Source organism: Colwellia sp. E150_009, from assembly GCF_053543955.1.
The window spans coordinates 1-18,705 of record NZ_JBHFOM010000016.1 but is presented as its reverse complement, the minus strand read 5'-3'; the positions used below and the strand labels follow the sequence as shown (position 1 = coordinate 18,705).

The window sequence follows — 18,705 nt, the reverse complement described above, 5'->3', positions numbered from 1 at the left end:
CATGAATGTAAATAAAATCATTACTAGAGCAGTAAAAGAGCTTAAAAGTGGCCAAATAGTTAACCTAGGCATTGGTTTACCAACAAAAATTCTTGACTTTATTTCACCTGATTTAGATATTTTCTTTCAATCAGAAAATGGGGTATTAGGTGCACAAAAAATTTCAGATGAAACATTGATATACCCTGAGTTAATCGATGCAGGAGGTAAATATATTGGTATCAGAAATGGGGCTAGTTTTTTTGATAGTTCAGTGTCTTTTGCGATGATTAGACGCGGAAAAATTGATTTAACCATCATGGGTGCCTTTGAAGTTGATCAAGAAGGGAGTTTAGCTAATTGGAAAATACCAGGGTACTTTTCGCCAGGTATTGGAGGCGCGATGGAATTAGCTCAAAAAACGCCTAAAGTTATTATTTTATGTTCTCACAACGATAAAAAAGGTAATTCAAAAATCCTAAAAAAATGCAAATTACCCTTAACAGCCAAAAAATGCATATCGCGAATTATCACAGACAAAGCTGTTATCGATGTCACAGATAACGGTTTGTTACTTAAAGAAATTGCAGAAGGATTAACGTTAGAAGAGTTAATTGAACAAACAGATGCGCCATTAATTATTCCTCAAAACATTGGTACTTTCTAATGATTAAAACTATTGAACAAGAAATATTAGATAGCTGTGATGCAATCTTTCCTGAAGTGATTGAATTCACCAAAGAAATGGTTAAACAATATAGTGTTTTAAATAAAGAACAAGGTGTACTTGATGTTGTTGAAAAAAACTTACAGGATTTAAACTTACCTGTTATCAGAGTTCCTATTGATATAAAACGTATAGGTAAACATCCTTTGTTTGCTCCTGTTGAGTGGGATTATGATAAAAAATACAATCTAGTCAGTGCATTAAATCCTGGAGCAGAAGGTAAAACATTAGTTCTTAATGGTCATCTTGATGTTGTTAGCGCAACTCATTTTGATATGTGGACCCAAGCACCCAATATACCATGGGAAAAAGATGGTTGGTTATACGGACGTGGTGCAGGCGACATGCAATCAGGCGTTGCTGCTATGATTTATGCTGTACACGCTATTCAACATGCAGGCTACCGTATAGATTCTCCTTTAACTATACAAGCTGTTATTGAAGAAGAATGTACGGGTAATGGGGCTCTAGCTTGCCTTGAGAAAGGCTATGATGGTGATTTTGTCTTAATACCCGAACCATTTGGACCACAAATTTACAGTGGGCAACTCGGCGTATTGTGGTTCAAAATTATTATTAAAGGTCGACCAGCGCATGTTTTAGATACAACGGCTGGGGCAAATGCGATTGAAATGCTACAACTGTTGATCCCCTACCTAAAGTCACTTGAAGATGAACTTAATGAGAAATATCGCCATGCTCCCTATGATCAATATGACCACCCTTTCAACTTAAATATAGGAAAATTTAAAGGTGGAAATTGGGCATCTAGCGTCCCCTCACATGCAGAGATGGAAGGCAGAATAGGTTTTCCACCAGGTATGACAAGCAATCATATAATGCAGCTTGTTAATGATAAAATTGAGCTAGCAGTAAGTGAATGCATAGAATTTAATCAATACAAACCTATCTTACGTTTTCATGGTTTTCGCTCAGAAGGTCATTTAGTAGATTTGCAAAACCCTGGAATAACCATGTTATCAGAGTGCCATCAAAGTTTAACACAACGTGAGCCTGAGCAATATTTGTCAACATGCACAACAGATCTCAGAGCATTTCACTTTTACAACAAAACAGCAGGTACATGTTACGGACCTATTGCTAAAAATATTCATGGCATAGATGAATGCGTTGATATTGAATCAATTCGTCATACCTTAAAGGCTTACGCCTTATTTATAAGTCGTTGGTGTAAAATAGGAAAACCACAATGAAAAATGTTTATTTAGTAAGTTATTCTCGTTCTGCCTTTACTCGTGCTCATCCTTACAAGCAAGAAATTGATCTATTTGCTGATATCAGTGGTGACCAACTATTAGCACAGCTTATCAATCACCAGCTTAAAGAAGGAAACTTTAGTGGAGAAGAGGTAGATGATCTTTCAGTAGGTTGTGCATTACAAGTAAAAGAACAATGGAGTTTTGGTGGTCGTTACCCAATACTATTATCTCAACTTGGTGATCAGTGTGCTAGTAGAAGTATTGAACAGCAATGTGGATCTGGTTTAGCAGCATTACGATTTAGTGCGCTAAACATAGCTTCAGGATCAGCAGATATTGCTATGGCTGCTGGATATGAACATATGACACGTGTTCCTATGGGGCCATCTCTTTTTGAGCAAGGTATTTTACAAGTACCTGACGTGAATCGTTATAATTCGTCCTATGAAATGGATGTTGTTATGAATATGGGACTCACAGCAGAAAACTTAGCAAGCAGTAAACACTTCTCTAGAATACAAATGGATAAGTTTTCTGAGACTTCCCACCAAAAAGCATCAATTGCCCGTGATGCTGGCTTCTTTGAAGGAGAAATTATTCCATTAACAAATATGAATAATTTAAAAGTTGTTAATGATGCTTGTATTCGAGAAGAAACAACAGCTGAAAAACTATCTCAATTAAAGCCTTCATTTCAAGAAAATGGCTTGATCACTGCAGGTAATAGTTCTCCATTATCAACTGGAGCCGCTTTAATCGTTTTAATGTCTGAAGAGGCTTTGCTCAAAACAGGAATGAAACCGTTAGCTCGAATTGTCAGCATTGCTGATCGAGGAACAAAACCTGAAATGATGGGGCAAGGAGTCATCCCTGCAGTAGAGAAAGCGTTAAATGTAGCAAGATTAAAAGCCAGTGATATCGATTTTTGGGAGATTAACGAAGCCTTTAGTGTCGTTCCTCTTTATGCCCAACAATACTTTAATATAAAGAATGAACAATTAAATATTAAAGGAGGCGCACTAGCACTTGGTCACCCTTTGGGGGCTTCAGGCATAAGACTGGCTGGCACACTGGCTAGAATTCTAATTTCAGAAGAATCTCGTTATGGATGTGCTGCAGCTTGTATAGGTGGTGGACAAGGTATAGCTATGATAATAGAACGAATGTCACAATAAAAATTAACAACTTAATGAAATAGTAATGGTGTGTAATGGAAAATAAGCATGATAGCAGTATAAAAAACAGCAGACCAAATTTTGGGGGTGCACAAGATTTGTTTTATTCTAATTCTGATGAATTTCCTAGACCTACAATGGTAAAGGGAGAAGGAGTATTTTTATGGGACGAACAAGGTAACTCATACTTAGACGCTTCTTCTGGCCCTGTAACGTGTAACATAGGCCATGGTAATCAAAAAGTTATTAACGCAATGACAGAGCAAGCTGAAAAGCTCTGCTTTTCATTTGCTTCAACCGCAAGAAATCAACCTAATTTACGGTTATCAAAACAACTTACAGAATTAGCTGGTGATGGATTTGAAAGGGCTTTGTTTGTTTCAGGTGGTTCATTAGCAGTAGATATGGCTATTAAATTTTGTAGACAATATAGCTATGCAAAAGGTGATATTAACAAACATAAATTGATCAGTTGTCAACCTTCATATCATGGCATGACTTTAGGTTGTTTAGCGGTAAGTGGAGACCCTACCTTTAACGAAATATTTTCGGATATGATCACGGTATCAGAGAAAATTCAATCTTTAATGAATTATAGATTTGCTGGTGATCTAAATGAACATGACTATGCTTTGCAATGTGCACAACAGCTCGAAAATAAAATATTAGAACTTGGTAATGAAAGTGTATTAGCTTTTATTGTAGAACCTGTTGGGGGCTCTAGCTCAGGAGCAATTAGCCCACCAGAATTATACTTTCAAGAAATTCGTCGAATTTGTAATAAGTATGGTGTGTTTTTAATTTATGACGAAGTCATGTCAGGTGTTGGTAGAACGGGTACCTTTTTAACACATCACCAATGGTCTGATGCTAAACCCGACATTGTTGTTGTAGCTAAAGGGTTGGGAGCAGGTTATATACCATTAGGAGCGATGCTGACCAGTGCTACTTTAGTTGATGAATTAGCTGAACTGACAGGTTTTAATTATGCTCACACATATAACGCTAACCCATTAGCTTGTGCTGTAGGAAGTGCAGTTTTATCTGAAATAACTCATAATAACCTACTAGAAAACACACAATTTATGGGGAGTTATTTAAAAAAAGAATTAAAACAACTTCAAGCTGATTCCTTCATTATTGGTGATGTTCGTGGCAAAGGCTTACTTTTAGGCATTGAGTTCGTTTCTTGTAAATCAACTAAAACCCCAATACCATTAAAATATCAAGCCACAGAAAAATTCAAACAATTTGCGGCAAAGCATGGGCTTCTAATTTATGGACGTAGAAGTAATAATGGCCATTATGGCGAATATGTAATGATTGCCCCACCTTTAAACATTACTCAAAAAGAAGCCAAACTTTTAATAAAGCGCTTATCTTTAACCCTATGTGATTTTGAAAACTGGCTTAAAAAAGAAGGTGTTTTATAGTTATATTTTTAACGAAACATACCCGATAATTTAGTTAAATTGGGGGCTACTAAATTTGCTAGACCCCAATTCAGTTTAAAATATAGAACAATAGTACACAGCCTAACTTAACCAAATCACTTCAGTGTTATTATCATAAATACTACTGAGGTGATTTTTCAATGTAAAACAACACAATAAATATTTTAACTCTACACCAAAGAACTAAAATGCTTTGGCAAATGCTTCCTTGAGCAAATCAACCTTATTAACTTCTCTAGGTGATTTTTTATAAACAAGCGATAAGTTAAATTGATACGTTAATGAGCTAGGCTGAATAATACGTATATCACCACTATTTAATTCTTGTTGAATGTAGCTTTGCGGTAAATAACCAATATATCTTCCCGACAGCACCATTGCTTTTCGCATATCAAATTGATACGCCTTAGCCAGCAAATTCAACTTTTTTAATTGCTCTCTACCCAAGGCATCAATATCAATACCTGGATGAATAGCAGGCACCGACGCCAACTTTTCAGCACTAATAACCGTATCGACCTGAGTAAAAAATTCATGCTGCTTACTACAGCATAAATAAATAGGTTCACTGTAAATTGATTGATAACAAAGCCCTTCTGTTTGTTGATAACTAGGAAACAATGCTATGTGCGCTTTGTCTTTTAATAATGATTTTTCAATATTATGAATACTGTCACCATCAAGTACCAAATGTAGGTTTGGAAAACTATCGTGTACAATTTGAATTACTTTCGCAATTTTTTGCTGTTTTGCAACATCAAGTTGCTCTGCACATAAAATAACTAACTCGCCGCTAAGTTCACTTCCTAAAGAACCGACTAGCAAAGAAAAATCATTAAGTGAATCAAATAAATTAATGGCTGCATAATAAACAGCTTGCCCCTCTTCAGTAAGCGCAAAACCACCTCGACCACGTAAACATAACTTAAGCTTCATTCGAGTTTCTAAATTAGACATATGCACACTGATAGTTGATCGTGTAATTCCTAATTCATTTTCAGCCGCAGCAAAGCCGCCATTTTCAACCACAGCTTTATATATACGCAATAAGCGTAAGTCATATTCAGTGACTGGTTTAGGAATAATAGATGATTTGTTCATTAGTTTTACCACCGTAAAACATTGTGTTGAATGTTTTATATTTAACCCGAGTTTGTTTTGTTATTCAATAGAGAAAATGATTCATTTGTAGAAATCATATTGCGGAGATGAATATGTACGATCTAAAAGATAAGCGACTAATTAAAAACTTTTCTTATATCAACGGAAGTTGGCATAGTAGTGAGACCGAATTAGCTGTAAATAACCCAGCAACAGGTGAACTGGTTGCCAATGTCAGCAACGCTGGCATCGCTGAAACAGAGTTAGCAATAAAAGCAGCAAAAAGCGCCTTTAAAATGTGGTCTAAAAAATCAGCTAGTGAACGTGCAGGTTTAATGCGTAATTGGTTTAATCTAATGATCGAGCATCAAGACGATTTAGGTCGAATTTTAACGCTAGAACAAGGTAAGCCACTCGCTGAGGCAAAAGGCGAAATTGCTTATGGCGCCGCTTTTATTGAATGGTTTGCAGAAGAAGGTAAGCGTGTTTATGGCGATATTATTCCAGGGCCAGCAAGTGATAAACGCATTGTTGTTATAAAGCAACCCGTTGGAGTGGTTGCATCAATAACCCCATGGAATTTCCCTAACGCAATGATTGCACGTAAAGCTGCTGCGGCATTAGCTGCAGGTTGTACTTTTGTGGTACGTCCTGCGACACAAACCCCATTATCAGCATTAGCAATGGCTGAACTTGCTGAACGTGCAGGTATTCCTGCTGGTGTTTTTAATGTGGTTGTGGGCGATGATGCTCGAGGTATGGGTAAAGTACTAACAGAACACCCTGATGTTGCTAAATTTACCTTTACTGGTTCAACTCCTGTTGGCAAAGCATTAATTAGCCAATGCGCTTCTACCGTAAAAAAAGTTTCTATGGAGCTTGGTGGCAATGCACCATTCATCGTGTTTGCTGATGCCGATATAGACGCAGCGGTACAGGGTGCCTTGGTATCTAAGTACCGTAATGCAGGACAAACTTGTGTGTGTACAAACCGTATTTTAGTTCACCAAGATGTGTTGGCAGAATTTAGTGAAAAGCTAGCTATCGCGGTAAGTGAATTATCAATGGGTAATGGTTTAACTGATGGGGTCAATGTTGGTCCTATGATTAGTGAACAAGCCGTTGCTGATGTACAAAATTTGGTTGATGAATCCATAAAAATGGGCGCTAAACTTGTCTTAGGTGGACAAGTTGACCAAGCAGGTTCGTGCTTTTTCCAACCAACAATTTTAAGCAATGTAACTAATGATATGCCTGTTGCCGCTAATGAAATATTTGGACCAGTTTCACCATTAATTTCCTTTGCAAATGAAGAAGAAGCACTTGCAATAGCAAATGACACCGAGTACGGATTAGCAGCCTATTTTTATTCTCGCGATATAGGTGTTATTTGGCGTGTTGCTGAAGGATTAGAGTTTGGCATGGTAGGTATAAATGAAGGCATAATTTCAAATGCAGTGGCTCCTTTTGGTGGCGTAAAACAATCAGGAAATGGCCGAGAAGGCTCTAAATACGGCTTAGATGACTACTTGGAAATTAAGTATTTATGCATGGGTGGTTTAAACAAATAACCCCACTATTATTCTATTAATTACGCTATAAACAGATTGAAAAGGTAATAAAAATGACAAACAAAAATTTACAAACCCGTAAAACAAAAGTTATTGCAAGAGGGCAAGGCAACTTATACCCAATTTATATAGATCACGCTAAAAACTCTGAACTTTGGGACGTAGAAGGTAATCGTTTTATCGACTTTGGCGCAGGTATTGCCGTGTGTAATACTGGCCACAGTCACCCTAAAGTAACGGCGGCAGCCAAAGCACAACTGGACAAGTTTAGTCATACTTGTATCATGATTAACCCTTATGAAGTTGGTGTTGAACTCGCCGAAAAATTAACCGAAATTGCCCCAGGCGATTCAGATAAAAAAGCCATTTTTGTTTCTACTGGTGCTGAAGCAGTAGAAAACTGCGTGAAAATAGCAAGAGCGCATACTGGTCGTCGTGGCGTTATTGCTTTTAACGGTGGCTTTCACGGTCGTACCAATTTAACCATGGCACTAACAGGTAAAGTTACACCCTATAAAAATTTATTTGGACCATTCCCAGGTGATATTTTCCATGCTCCTTTTCCTATTGAGTGTCATAACATATCGGTAGAAGCATCATTAAAGGCAGTTGAAAATTTATTCAAAGTTGATATTGCACCAACAGATGTCGCAGCAATTATTGTTGAGCCTGTACAAGGCGAAGGTGGGTTTTATGCGGCACCTATAGAATTTTTACAAGCATTACGTAAAATGTGTGATGAGCATGGCATAGTATTAATTGCCGATGAAATACAAACAGGCTTCGCCCGCACAGGTAAAATGTTCTGTTGTGAATACTCAGGCATTGAACCTGATTTAATTACCATGGCAAAAGGTATTGCGGGTGGTTTCCCTATTGCTGCCGTTGTAGGCAAAAGTCATATTATGGATGCTCCGCTACCTGGTGGTTTAGGTGGAACCTATGGTGGTTCACCTGTTGCTTGTGCTGCCGCTTTAGCTGTATTAGAAGTCATTGAAGAAGAAAATTTAGTTAGTCGCTCGGCACAAATTGGCGCTATTTTTAACGAACGTTTATCGCAATTACAATCACAATATCCAACACTTATTGGTGACGTTCGCAATCAGGGAGCCATGATCGCTATCGAATTATTCAAAGACGGTGACAGTGAACAACCTAATACCGAGTTAACTCAAGCAATTATTGCAAATGCAGCTAAGTACGGTTTAGTGCTACTAGCTTGTGGTTTCTATAGTAATGTTATTCGATTCTTACCCGCATTAACCATTAGTAATGAAACAGCAAATGAAGGATTAGATCAATTTGTCAAATTATTTGATCACGTAGCAAAAAATTAATAGAACGATGGTTGAAGATGTGGATTACGTTAAATAAATTCTGCATCTTCAACATACTCGCTTATTTTTGTTCTACATGAACGCTAAGGTTAACGTTTTAAGGAGATACTTACATGCAAGCAACTAAACACAAAAAAACAATAAAAATGTATTCACCCCAGTATCATACAAATATCATTCAATCTGAGAATACTAAGCTGCAATTAAAAAAAGATGATAATATTATTGAAACCTTACAATGTTTAACGCCCCCCAATGATGAAGATTCTTGCTGTTTTGTAAAGTCATCAAACTAAACATCCCTGTTTCTAAATCTAATCAACATCAATGATTGTATCAAATTTCACCCGTCTACCCTATTTCATCAAACGGTAATTTTTTCTTAATCTATTTGTAATAAGTTTTATTTAATCTCAAATTAATCAAATAATTACTAAGATAAAAAATAAAAGGGTGAAAATGAAACACACAAAATTAACATTAGTTTTAATGGTTAGCTTAGGTTTAACCGCATGTGGTGATGATGGAGATAAAGGTGAGCAAGGTATCAACGGCTTAAATAGTTTAATTGCCCATGAAACGTTAGCGCTAGGTAATGACGCATGTTTTTTTGGTGGTTTAAAGATAATATCTGGCTTAGATACCAATGGTGACAATGTATTAGCTGAAACAGAGATAACGAATACAAGCTCAAATTGTAATGCAAACCCTGTTAGTACCTCTGGCTCACCATTACCCTATACTGTAATGCGTTCTGATATTGACAATGGTGCTTTACCAGGAAGTTTTATGGAAATTCGCAACGGTGGTTTCGGCTCTGATATGGTTGCGCATCCTTCAGACTCAACGCGTTTTTATGCCTTAACTGATCGGGGGCCCAACGCTTCTTATACTGGAGAACAAGGTACAGGTAAAAAATTCCCCACACCTGACTATACCCCTAGAATTGGCTTATTTGAACTGCAAGATAATGGCGATGTAAAAAAAATTAAAGAGCTCTTATTAAAACGTCCTGATGGCACACTTATCACAGGCTTACCTAATAGCAGCGCATTAGGTGGCACAGGTGAAACCCCGTATGACGCTGATGGAAATATAATTGTCGAAGACATGAACTTACCTTTTGATGAATCAACTAACCCAATTAAATTAGATGATTATGGTTTAGATGGCGAAGGTCTAGTCGCTTTGTCTGATGGAACATTTTGGATAAGTGACGAATACGGTCCACATATGGTTCATTTTAATGCTGAAGGCATTGAAATTGGACGTATTAATGCCTTTGCTGCAGATCCTCGTAACACCTACACATTGCCCGCTGAATTTGCCAATCGCCGTGCTAACCGCGGTATGGAAGGATTAACCGTTACACCTGATGAAACTACCTTAGTAGGTATTATGCAATCTACTATGTACAATCCAATTAGTGCAGTGAAAGTTAACGATATTGTTCGTATTGTTACCATTAATTTAACCGATGGTAATGTTGGTCAATATCTTTATAAGCAAGAAAAAACGCAAAATTCACAATCAGGTATTGTTGCTTTAAGCAATACAGAGTTTGTTGTTATTGAACGTGATGGTAAGTTTTATAATGAAGATAGTTCCGCCATGAAGCACCTATATAAAATTGATATCAGCAATGCCACCAATATAGAAACAATTACTGCAACCACTGATTTGACGCAAGATGACTCATTAGGTTTATTGATTAATGGCAAAACGCTTGAAGAAATAACACTTGAAGCTGATGGCTGGACAACGCTTGCTAATGCAGGAATTGAAACTATTAGCAAAACTCTGCTGGTAGATTTAATCGCTGAAACTGGTTATCCGCACGATAAATTAGAAGGTATATGGTTAATCAACGATAACACTATTGGCGTGATAAACGACGATGACTTTGCTACATGGGCATCAAGCGGTGTACTTGAGCAAAAATACCTTGATGCGGGTCAAACAGTGATTGATGGCAACCGTTTGTACATTATCGAAAATATTAATTTAGCGCATTAAATATCAGTAACTTATGTAATTACACAATGTAGCTTTAGTCTGTATTTTAAAGCTACACAGTGTAAAAATGCGTATTAATTAATACCAGTATCTCCAGTTTTACTTTGACTTTGTATTAGATAAGTTCCCTATATATTCTCCAGGGCTCATGCCAGAGATATTTCGGAACATATAAATAAAAGGAGAAGCTGAGCTGTACCCTAAATCCAAAGCAATATTTGTTATACTATGCCCCGCTGTAAGTAACTCTATCGCTTTTAAAAAACGAAGTCTTAAACTCCATGCCTGAATAGTCATACTGGTTTCTCTATGGAATTTTCGCTCTAATGTGCGTTTCGACATCGCTAAATGTTCTGCCAACATCTGTGTTGTTTGCTTACCTCCTGGTCGTTCATAAAGTTGATTACACATTTTCAAAAGCTCTACTGATGTGGGCCAAGGAAGATGATCGGTTACATGTTTTAATCTTGGTAACGTACTTAACATAAGCGAAATAACCTGTTCTTCATAACCTAGTGTTGAATATTCAACATCAAATGTAGAAACTTCTGTTATCAGTGCTTTTATGATGGGAGATATTTTTAGTACCAAGCTTTTGTCCGTAGGTAACTGCTGATATTTACTATCAATGTACAAGCTCTTTAACTCAGCACCATATTCAGTTGAAACACTATGTTGACACCCACAAGGAAGCCAAACTGCATTTTCTGGTGGAATGAAAAGTCTTTCACCAATGACATCAACAATTAGCACACCAGAACTAGCGTACAAAAATTGGTGCCACATATGCTTATGCGCTGGAAACGTGTGCCTTGGTGGCATATATTGTTGCCGTACAAAAACCTCGCGAGGCAGGCTTTTCAAATCAAGTAATTTAAGTTCATTTGTGTAGTCTGGCATTCATTTCACATATTGACGCTTTATATGTATATATTGTCATAGTGTATAGAGATTGTCTTTCGATTATTAGATATTCTAAGGTAGATACTATTGACGAGTAATGTAGTTTGAAATTATCAGAACAATCTAAAATTCAGCTTGCTTGCGTAACTGGCGGTGTAATCACTGTCGGTATAGCTAGATTTGCCTATACACCCATGTTGCCTGAAATGGCTGAAGATATTGGTATTACGGAGACTATTGCAGGTTTTTTAGCCGCTGCAAATTATGCAGGATATTTATGTGGAGCATTACTTATCTCTTTCATGCATAACCTTCAATTAAAAATTACATTGTACCGTTATGGTTTAATAGCAGCAGTTGTTACTACACTGTGCATGGCTTTAACCACAAATGAATGGTTATGGTACTTATTGCGTTATGTTTCTGGCTTAAGCAGTGCCGCAGGTGTTTTACTCGGTGGTGGGTTATTAATGCACTGGCTCAGACATAATAATGCGAAAGCTGAACTTGGCATTTTTTTTTCAAGTTTAGGGATTGGTATTGTGCTGACAGCAATTACTGCCCAACTCATAAAAATAGACTATACATGGGATCAACAATGGTTAATTTATGGAGTACTTGCTCTCGTTCTAATTATCCCTGTGCTGTTTTGGTTCCCCGACTTTTCTAGATCAACAATTAGCACGCAAAATACTGATTATAAAGAAACTCAAGCACTTCCCTCAAAACAGTTTTTTTTAACCTTGCAAGCCGCTTACTTTTGCGCTGGTTTTGGGTATGTAGTCACAGCAACATTTCTGATTGCAATAGTTGAGTTACTTCCAGGAATGCAAGGCCTTGGTTGGATTGTTTGGTTGTTAGTGGGGATTGCTGCTGCACCAGGGTGTTGGTTATGGGATATCTATGTAAGAAAAATTGGCCTTTGGTCATCATTGTTCCAAGCCTATATTTTAAACATGGTAAGTACAGCTATACTCTTGTTTGATCCGTCAGCAACCGTGACTTATATTAGTGCTGTACTATATGGTTGCAGTTTTATTGGCATTGTTAGCATGACATTGTCAATGGTAGGACGTTTATACCCTGATAATGCCTCCCGCTCAATGAGTCATCTAACCTTCAGTTATGGGCTTGCACAGGTTATTGCACCTGCACTAGTTGGAATAATTACTGAAAAAAGCGAGAGTTTTACAAATGGGTTGATCATCACAGTTATTGTAATGCTGATAGGAGTAGCTTTGCTGATGCGAGCGGTAGCTATTCTAAAAATAGGAAATAGCACAAACAGTAAATATTGTAAGCAGCCGTCCATAACGTCACCTGAGACATGATCAAACGTTGACTCAACTACCCAAGCATTTCATTAAGAATATAATTTACATTATCGTGACATTACTAAATGTACTTTGATGTTAGCTGACATAAAAGATTGGAACAAAGCAAATGAAGCCTACCTGTCCTTTTTTGAAAGCCCCTCGCACGCAGTGCTTTTGCTACAGCTGGGTTGGCACTTGATGCAAAAGTTGAAATAGAGTATATACCAGAACTTTAAAAAACCTTAATAATCAATAGAGTATAAAAAATGGTTTTCAAAAACATAAAATAATGAAGAAACAATCACCAGCTCACAAATGATGAGCTGGTGATTAAACAAACAACTAATTAAGCGTTATAACAGATTTTATACAATACTCCTCATTATTTAGAGCTGAAAGCATATTGTTTTCTAATTCGTCACGGAAATATTCAATAAGAGGCACAACATAAACAACATCTGATTCTTCAAATGCTGCGGGGGTGTTTTCACGTACTTCGGCAAACGTGACATAACCATCTTTACCTTGTGCCGTAAACGAGTTAGTAGCAACCGAATAGGTGGCATTGAGATCAATTTCACTCCATTCATTTGTGATTCTATCTTTAACTTCAACATTGGTAATACCTTGTTGCTCGAGTGCCCCTAAAATAACGTCATAACGTAAGTGAGATGAATATGGAAATGATCCTGTAGAAGCTGAAATACCTTGTGAGTAGGTCAAACCTTCATTCAATACTTTAATTATTTGTGCCCCTGTCATATCAATAGTTACAACGGTATTTGAAAAAGGCAAAATAGTATAAGCATCAGCAACTGTAAATACACCACTGGTAAACTCACTCCTTACACCACCAGCATTTTGAATCGATACATCAGCCTTGGGTAAATACGTTAAAAATGCATCAGCAACAACTTGAGCCGCATAACTACCAGAAGGTTGTTGGCCTAAACTAAAATCAGTTGGAATACGAGTAAATGGCATTGTTTTTGAAACAGTTCCTAGCTCAACTTGCTGATATTCCTCTAATGAATCTTTGTATGGCTGAATAATTTCATTTACCGCAACATCTTCTTCAATTTCTCGAATGCTGCTTACATTACTGATAGCTTTTGAAATATCAGCTATTTTTGCTACGGAGGCATCAACCCAACTACCAGACTCATTTTTAACTTGATACGGTTGCCCTACTAATAGCTCAAGATGCCCTCCAATTTCGGTAACTTTACCATCAGCATCAAAACTCACATTTAACTTTCCTAATCCTTTAGCGTACTCCCAAGCTTGTACAATATAGACAGGCTCGTTATTAGGGTTATTAACAACACTCGGGTATTCACCAGTTACGTTAACACCTAATTTAGCTAACTCACCTGTTGAATCTAAAGCATTGTGAGTATCACCTCCGACAATAATATCTATACCCGTGACTTGAGTGGCTAAAACTTGGTCAAAATCATAACCCAAATGGCTTAATAAAATAATTTTATTTACACCTTGCTCAGTTAAATCTGCCACATGCGCTTTAACTGAGGTGATTTCATCAGTAAACTCAACTGCATTAGTGACAAGCGATGACTCACGAGTTTTTTCTACTTTCAGTACACCTAAAATTGCCACTTTTTCATCGTCGATTTCTTTAATGACGTAAGGTTTAATATCTGAATTATAAAGAGGACTATCTGCAGTTGGATGAACATTACCACTTATAATAGGAAAATTAGCCATTTCAATAAGTTCAGCTAGCCTAGCCTCACCTTCATCAAATTCATGATTCCCTAATTGGTAGGCATCTAAGTTAAGATAGTTAAAAACTTTAACATCTACTTCGCCTTTGTATAAGCTAAAATAAAGCGTTCCATTTAGCTCTCCACTATTAATCACTAAGGTATTTGTATCTCTATATTCAGAGATGGCACTCGCTATACGAGAAAAACCACCTAAATTAAGACGTATATCTTCTACCCCTTCAGCACTTTCATCATGATCTATTTTAAGGTCATAAGTTTGTCCTTCTAAATAAGAATGATGGTCATTTGTATGAAGTATTGTTATATCAACAGCTTTGTAACTTTCATCTTGTGATGGGCTTTTATCATTGTTACAGCCGCTAATCAGCATTAAAGAGCTAATAGTACTTAGGGCAAATATTTTATGTATCAAATTCATTTGGTCTCTCAATTAATCTAGGATATTTTTATCCCAAAACGGAATGATTTATGTTACTTGTATAAATTTACACCAAGATATTAGTCACTAATTTTGACAACAAGATGACTACAAATTAAATATTTATGAATGTTAAATGACTATATGTAGTACCTTCAGTGGTTGCTACAACCGAAGGTAAAATACATTACAAATACTGACTATTTTATATTTTTGTTCTGAGACATGGCGATCTGTCACTTATGATTACTTGAAAGCTCAACCTGTAAATATCTGTGATGACACTGCAATTCCTAACAAATAAAACTCACCATTTTGTAACTGAATAATCTTTTTATTGCCGTTGTTGTGCCAGTGCTGGCAATAACCTGCCTACTTTGCTTTTAAAAAAGTATTAAAAGTCAGTTTTAAGCTAGAAGCGCAGATAAAACCTATTGGCATATTCATTGCTATATTCAAATAAAGCATTTATTACACCTTAATTTACATCAGAGAATTTTATGCAAATAAATAGTAGTAACCAAGTGAGTCGTATCTATCAAACAGACAATACTATTGCCACTGACTCAACTAACTATAATCCTACAACTCAAAGTAAAAACACTACAGATACAGTAAATATTAGTAATGCTGGCTTAAATGCGGAAAAAAAATTGCAAGAAATCGCCAATAAATACGACCCGACTAATATGTCATATAACGAATTAACCCGTATGTCGTCAGAGTTACAAATAAACGGGTTAATTACATCTCAAGAGGGATTAGCAATGAGAGCTCCTCCGAGTAGAGACTTCGATCCTGATGAAAAATATGACACGGTCGCCTTGGCACGAAAATCAGTAGAATTTGATCAATCCCTTGGTTCAGCACAAAGCAGCGATGCAAAGCTAAGGGCAAGCGTACTTGATATGCTAGAAACCATACAACACAAAAAGTATCGAGGTTAAAATGGAAATAACAAATACCGTTTCTCAAACGAACTCACAAAGTGTACCGCAAATCAATCAGCAAAAAAGTAACCATACTTTTTCTGACATATTTATCGCTTATCAAGAAAAACAAGCCGTTGTAGAGGCAGATAAATCAAGCGCAGATGCGGTATTTAAAATGAACACAACGCAAGGAGATCAACAAGAAATTAATCTAGATGAATATCTTACACCCAGCTCACAATCAGGCTCAGTGAATATAAATGATATACCATTATTACTTCCTACAGCTCACAATATTGATACGTTATCTAAATACTCAGAAAAAGAATTTAAAGCATTACTAGAACAATATGGCATACCTTCACCCCCAGCGACGATTGAATTTGACACTGAGGGACAATTAGTTTTACCTGCAGATTATGCTTATTCAGCAGAGCTAAAACGTAAGCACCTAACCAACCACCTAATTCCCTAGCTATTAGCATTCGCCTATGATCACTTTAATTATTTAAGGAGATCATCATGCGACGAACACAACAACAATGGCTTACACTTTTTAAAACCCAAACTGAAAGTGATTTATCAATAAAACAGTTTTGCCTTGAACACGGTATATCCACGTCTAACTTTTACAAAAACAAAGCAAAATTCACCTCTGAAACGTCAATAGTCACAACCACTGTTCAATCACCCTTTTCTCAAATTCACTTGGCAGAGCCTGAGCACAGAAGCATTGTCCCCTTACATGATATTAAGCTAAATATCGGTAACATTGAGCTAACACTCGATAGTAAAACAGAGGTGAGCTGGCTCGTCAATTTAGTGAGGCAACTCGCATGAAGATGTTTATTCAGCCCATCGCTGTTTATTTGCATTGTGACCCTGTTGATTTTAGGAAACAAATTGACGGTCTTGCCGCCATTGTTGAGTTGACGATGGAGCAATCGTTAAGCTCAGGCGCTCTATTTGTTTTCTGTTCGAAACAACGCAATAAATTAAAGCTACTTTACTGGGATAAAACGGGGTTTTGTTTGTGGTACAAACGCCTTGAAAAAGATAAATTCAAGTGGCCTAAAAAACATGATTTAGCGACGATTAACATTGATGAAGAACAGTTGCATTGGTTACTGCGAGGCGTGGATATTAGTGCGATAAAACTCCATAAAAACATTGAGTTTGGCTCGGCTTTTTGACGGTTTTTTGTTATAATACAGCCATGAAAAATCATCCTGTCACGCTCAGTAACGAGCAATTAATTCAGCGTATTTTATCGCTAGAAACTCAGTTGTCTGAGCAGAAAAGTGTGCTTGATGATAATGAAAAATTACTCTTAAGAAAAGACGTACAGCTTACTAAGAAATCAGATAAAATCGCCACCTTAGAAGAATACATTCGTTACATGACTCAGCAACGGTTTGGTGCTTCTAGTGAAAAATGGTCTCCCGACCAATTGGGCTTATTCGACGAAGCTGAATTATTAAGTGATGAAGATGACGCACAAGAAAGTACAACGCTTGTTCCTGCTCACCAGCGTAAAAAGAAACGCCTATCAATCCCTGATGATTTGCCAGTTACCGATATTATTCATGACTTACCAGAAGATGAAAAGTTTTGCCCGCATGACAACCAAGCCTTAAAGCACTTTAGTGATGAATGCCATAAGCAGCTCGATTATATCCCTGCTAAGGTAACCGTTTTAAACCACATTCGCCGTAAATACATGTGTCCATGTTGTAATGATTATTTTGTTACCGCTAAAAAACCCGCGCAACCGATTGAAAAGTCTATTGCTAGTCCAGGATTATTATCACAAATCGCTACGCATAAATATTGTGACGGCTTACCGCTTTATCGCCAAAGCAACCTTATTTTTAAACGCCTAGGCGTTGAGCTAGACTCAACCAGTATGGCGAACTGGATGATTAAGTGTGGCCAATTAGTGCAACCCCTGATTAATTTAGGGCTTGATGTATTAAGGGCGCAAGATGTACTTTTCATGGATGAAACGGTGACTCAAGTACTCAAAGAAGAAGGCCGTAGTGCGAGCCAACAAAGTCGCATGTGGATAATGACCAATAATACCGACCAGCGGATGGTCTTGTTTTACTACAGTCCCACCAGAGAAACCAGCGTGGCCGAGCTGATGTTAGGTGACTTTAGCGGGTCGTTAATGACAGATGGTTATGCTGTTTACGACGCGGTTGCTAAAACAAATGGCTTAACGCATTTAGGTTGTTGGGCACATGCGAGGCGTTATTTTAAGGAAGCGAGTGATGCACAACCAAAAGGCACCGCGGGAAAACCTGAGCAAGCGCTGTCTTATATTCAAAAACTCTTTCGTATTGAAGCCAAAATAAAAACAGCAACAACCGATAAAAAACATCTTGTTCGACAACAAGAAAGTGCCCCGATATTAGCGGCGTTAAAACAGTGGCTCGATAAGTCGTTAAAGCATCCCGTAAAATCAGCGAAGTTAACCAAGGCACTCACCTATTTAAGCAATCAGTGGTACAAACTGAGCCGATATACGGAGAATGGCGCGTGGCCGATGGATAATAATCATGCTGAAAATTGCATTAGGCCTTTTGTGGTGGGTAGAAAAAACTGGCTATTCTCTACGAGCGAAGAGGGAGCAAAAGCCAGTGCTAATTTATATAGCTTGGTGGAAAGCGCTAGAGCGAACAGCCTAGAGCCGTCAACTTATTTAAAAACAGTATTCACGTTATTACCCCAAGCAAAAACACTTGAAGATGTAGAGGCATTACTGCCTTGGAATATCAACAAGGCGGTTGGTTAGCAGCTTAC

General features: G+C 37.3%; 17 protein-coding genes. 14 read left to right on the top strand and 3 right to left on the bottom strand.

The window, feature by feature from the left end; all coding sequences use genetic code 11:
- Position 1: 1 nt before the first annotated feature.
- From ACE1OF_RS09135 to ACE1OF_RS09120, 4 genes are read left to right on the top strand one after another with little or no spacing between them, the layout of a single operon-like run.
- Positions 2-646: a 3-oxoacid CoA-transferase subunit B gene (locus ACE1OF_RS09135; protein ID WP_448894021.1), complete on the top strand. Its 645-nt coding sequence runs from the start codon at positions 2-4 to the stop codon at positions 644-646.
- Positions 646-1,920 carry an ArgE/DapE family deacylase gene (locus ACE1OF_RS09130; protein WP_448894020.1) on the top strand — a complete coding sequence of 425 codons (1,275 nt, stop codon included), beginning with the start codon at positions 646-648 and terminating at the stop codon, positions 1,918-1,920. The genes ACE1OF_RS09135 and ACE1OF_RS09130 overlap by 1 nt, the downstream gene beginning before the upstream one ends.
- The gene (locus ACE1OF_RS09125; RefSeq protein ID WP_448894019.1) at positions 1,917-3,101 is read left to right on the top strand and encodes an acetyl-CoA C-acyltransferase; all 1,185 of its coding nucleotides are present in this window, start codon (positions 1,917-1,919) and stop codon (positions 3,099-3,101) included. Before ACE1OF_RS09130 ends, ACE1OF_RS09125 begins: the two co-directional genes overlap by 4 nt.
- Positions 3,102-3,136: 35 nt before the next feature.
- Positions 3,137-4,534: an aminotransferase family protein gene (locus ACE1OF_RS09120; RefSeq protein ID WP_448894018.1), complete on the top strand. Its 1,398-nt coding sequence runs from the start codon at positions 3,137-3,139 to the stop codon at positions 4,532-4,534.
- 204 nt (positions 4,535-4,738) lie between these two features.
- On the opposite strand, the gene ACE1OF_RS09115 is transcribed toward ACE1OF_RS09120, so the two are convergent.
- Entirely contained in the window at positions 4,739-5,656 is a 918-nt protein-coding gene (locus tag ACE1OF_RS09115) for a LysR family transcriptional regulator (protein WP_448894017.1), read from the bottom strand.
- Positions 5,657-5,769: 113 nt separating this feature from the next.
- Here ACE1OF_RS09115 and ACE1OF_RS09110 point away from each other — a divergent pair, with 113 nt between their 5' ends.
- From ACE1OF_RS09110 to ACE1OF_RS09095, 4 genes are all read left to right on the top strand, one after another.
- On the top strand, positions 5,770-7,227 hold the full coding sequence (locus ACE1OF_RS09110; protein ID WP_448894016.1) for an NAD-dependent succinate-semialdehyde dehydrogenase: 1,458 nt from the start codon (positions 5,770-5,772) through the stop codon (positions 7,225-7,227).
- A gap of 53 nt (positions 7,228-7,280) precedes the next feature.
- Entirely contained in the window at positions 7,281-8,564 is a 1,284-nt protein-coding gene (gene gabT, locus ACE1OF_RS09105) for a 4-aminobutyrate--2-oxoglutarate transaminase (RefSeq protein WP_448894014.1), read from the top strand.
- Between the two features lie 113 nt (positions 8,565-8,677).
- Positions 8,678-8,860: a hypothetical protein gene (locus ACE1OF_RS09100; protein ID WP_448894013.1), complete on the top strand. Its 183-nt coding sequence runs from the start codon at positions 8,678-8,680 to the stop codon at positions 8,858-8,860.
- A gap of 163 nt (positions 8,861-9,023) precedes the next feature.
- Entirely contained in the window at positions 9,024-10,580 is a 1,557-nt protein-coding gene (locus ACE1OF_RS09095) for an esterase-like activity of phytase family protein (RefSeq protein ID WP_448894012.1), read from the top strand.
- Positions 10,581-10,679: 99 nt separating this feature from the next.
- Here the strand turns inward: ACE1OF_RS09095 and ACE1OF_RS09090 are convergent, their stop codons facing one another.
- On the bottom strand, positions 10,680-11,480 hold the full coding sequence (locus tag ACE1OF_RS09090; protein ID WP_448894011.1) for an AraC family transcriptional regulator: 801 nt from the start codon (positions 11,478-11,480) through the stop codon (positions 10,680-10,682).
- 107 nt (positions 11,481-11,587) lie between these two features.
- Between ACE1OF_RS09090 and ACE1OF_RS09085 the strand changes: the two genes are divergently transcribed.
- Positions 11,588-12,814, top strand: coding sequence for a YbfB/YjiJ family MFS transporter (locus ACE1OF_RS09085; RefSeq protein ID WP_448894010.1), 1,227 nt, complete (start codon positions 11,588-11,590; stop codon positions 12,812-12,814).
- A 327-nt stretch (positions 12,815-13,141) separates the two neighbouring features.
- Here ACE1OF_RS09085 and ACE1OF_RS09080 read toward each other — a convergent pair whose 3' ends face one another.
- A complete protein-coding gene (locus ACE1OF_RS09080; protein ID WP_448894009.1) occupies positions 13,142-14,968 on the bottom strand; it encodes a bifunctional metallophosphatase/5'-nucleotidase in 1,827 nt (608 codons plus the stop codon).
- 500 nt (positions 14,969-15,468) lie between these two features.
- Between ACE1OF_RS09080 and ACE1OF_RS09075 the strand changes: the two genes are divergently transcribed.
- The 5 genes from ACE1OF_RS09075 to tnpC are packed head-to-tail and all read left to right on the top strand — an operon-like array spanning position 15,469 to position 18,697.
- Positions 15,469-15,915 carry a hypothetical protein gene (locus ACE1OF_RS09075; protein WP_448894008.1) on the top strand — a complete coding sequence of 149 codons (447 nt, stop codon included), beginning with the start codon at positions 15,469-15,471 and terminating at the stop codon, positions 15,913-15,915.
- A gap of 1 nt (position 15,916) precedes the next feature.
- Entirely contained in the window at positions 15,917-16,375 is a 459-nt protein-coding gene (locus ACE1OF_RS09070) for a hypothetical protein (protein WP_448894007.1), read from the top strand.
- A gap of 47 nt (positions 16,376-16,422) precedes the next feature.
- Positions 16,423-16,740 carry an IS66 family insertion sequence element accessory protein TnpA gene (gene tnpA, locus ACE1OF_RS09065; RefSeq protein WP_448894006.1) on the top strand — a complete coding sequence of 106 codons (318 nt, stop codon included), beginning with the start codon at positions 16,423-16,425 and terminating at the stop codon, positions 16,738-16,740.
- Positions 16,737-17,093, top strand: a complete 357-nt coding sequence (gene tnpB / locus ACE1OF_RS09060; protein WP_448894005.1) for an IS66 family insertion sequence element accessory protein TnpB — start codon at positions 16,737-16,739, stop codon at positions 17,091-17,093. Before tnpA ends, tnpB begins: the two co-directional genes overlap by 4 nt.
- A 23-nt stretch (positions 17,094-17,116) precedes the next feature.
- Positions 17,117-18,697, top strand: a complete 1,581-nt coding sequence (gene tnpC, locus ACE1OF_RS09055; RefSeq protein WP_448894004.1) for an IS66 family transposase — start codon at positions 17,117-17,119, stop codon at positions 18,695-18,697.
- Positions 18,698-18,705: the final 8 nt, after the last annotated feature.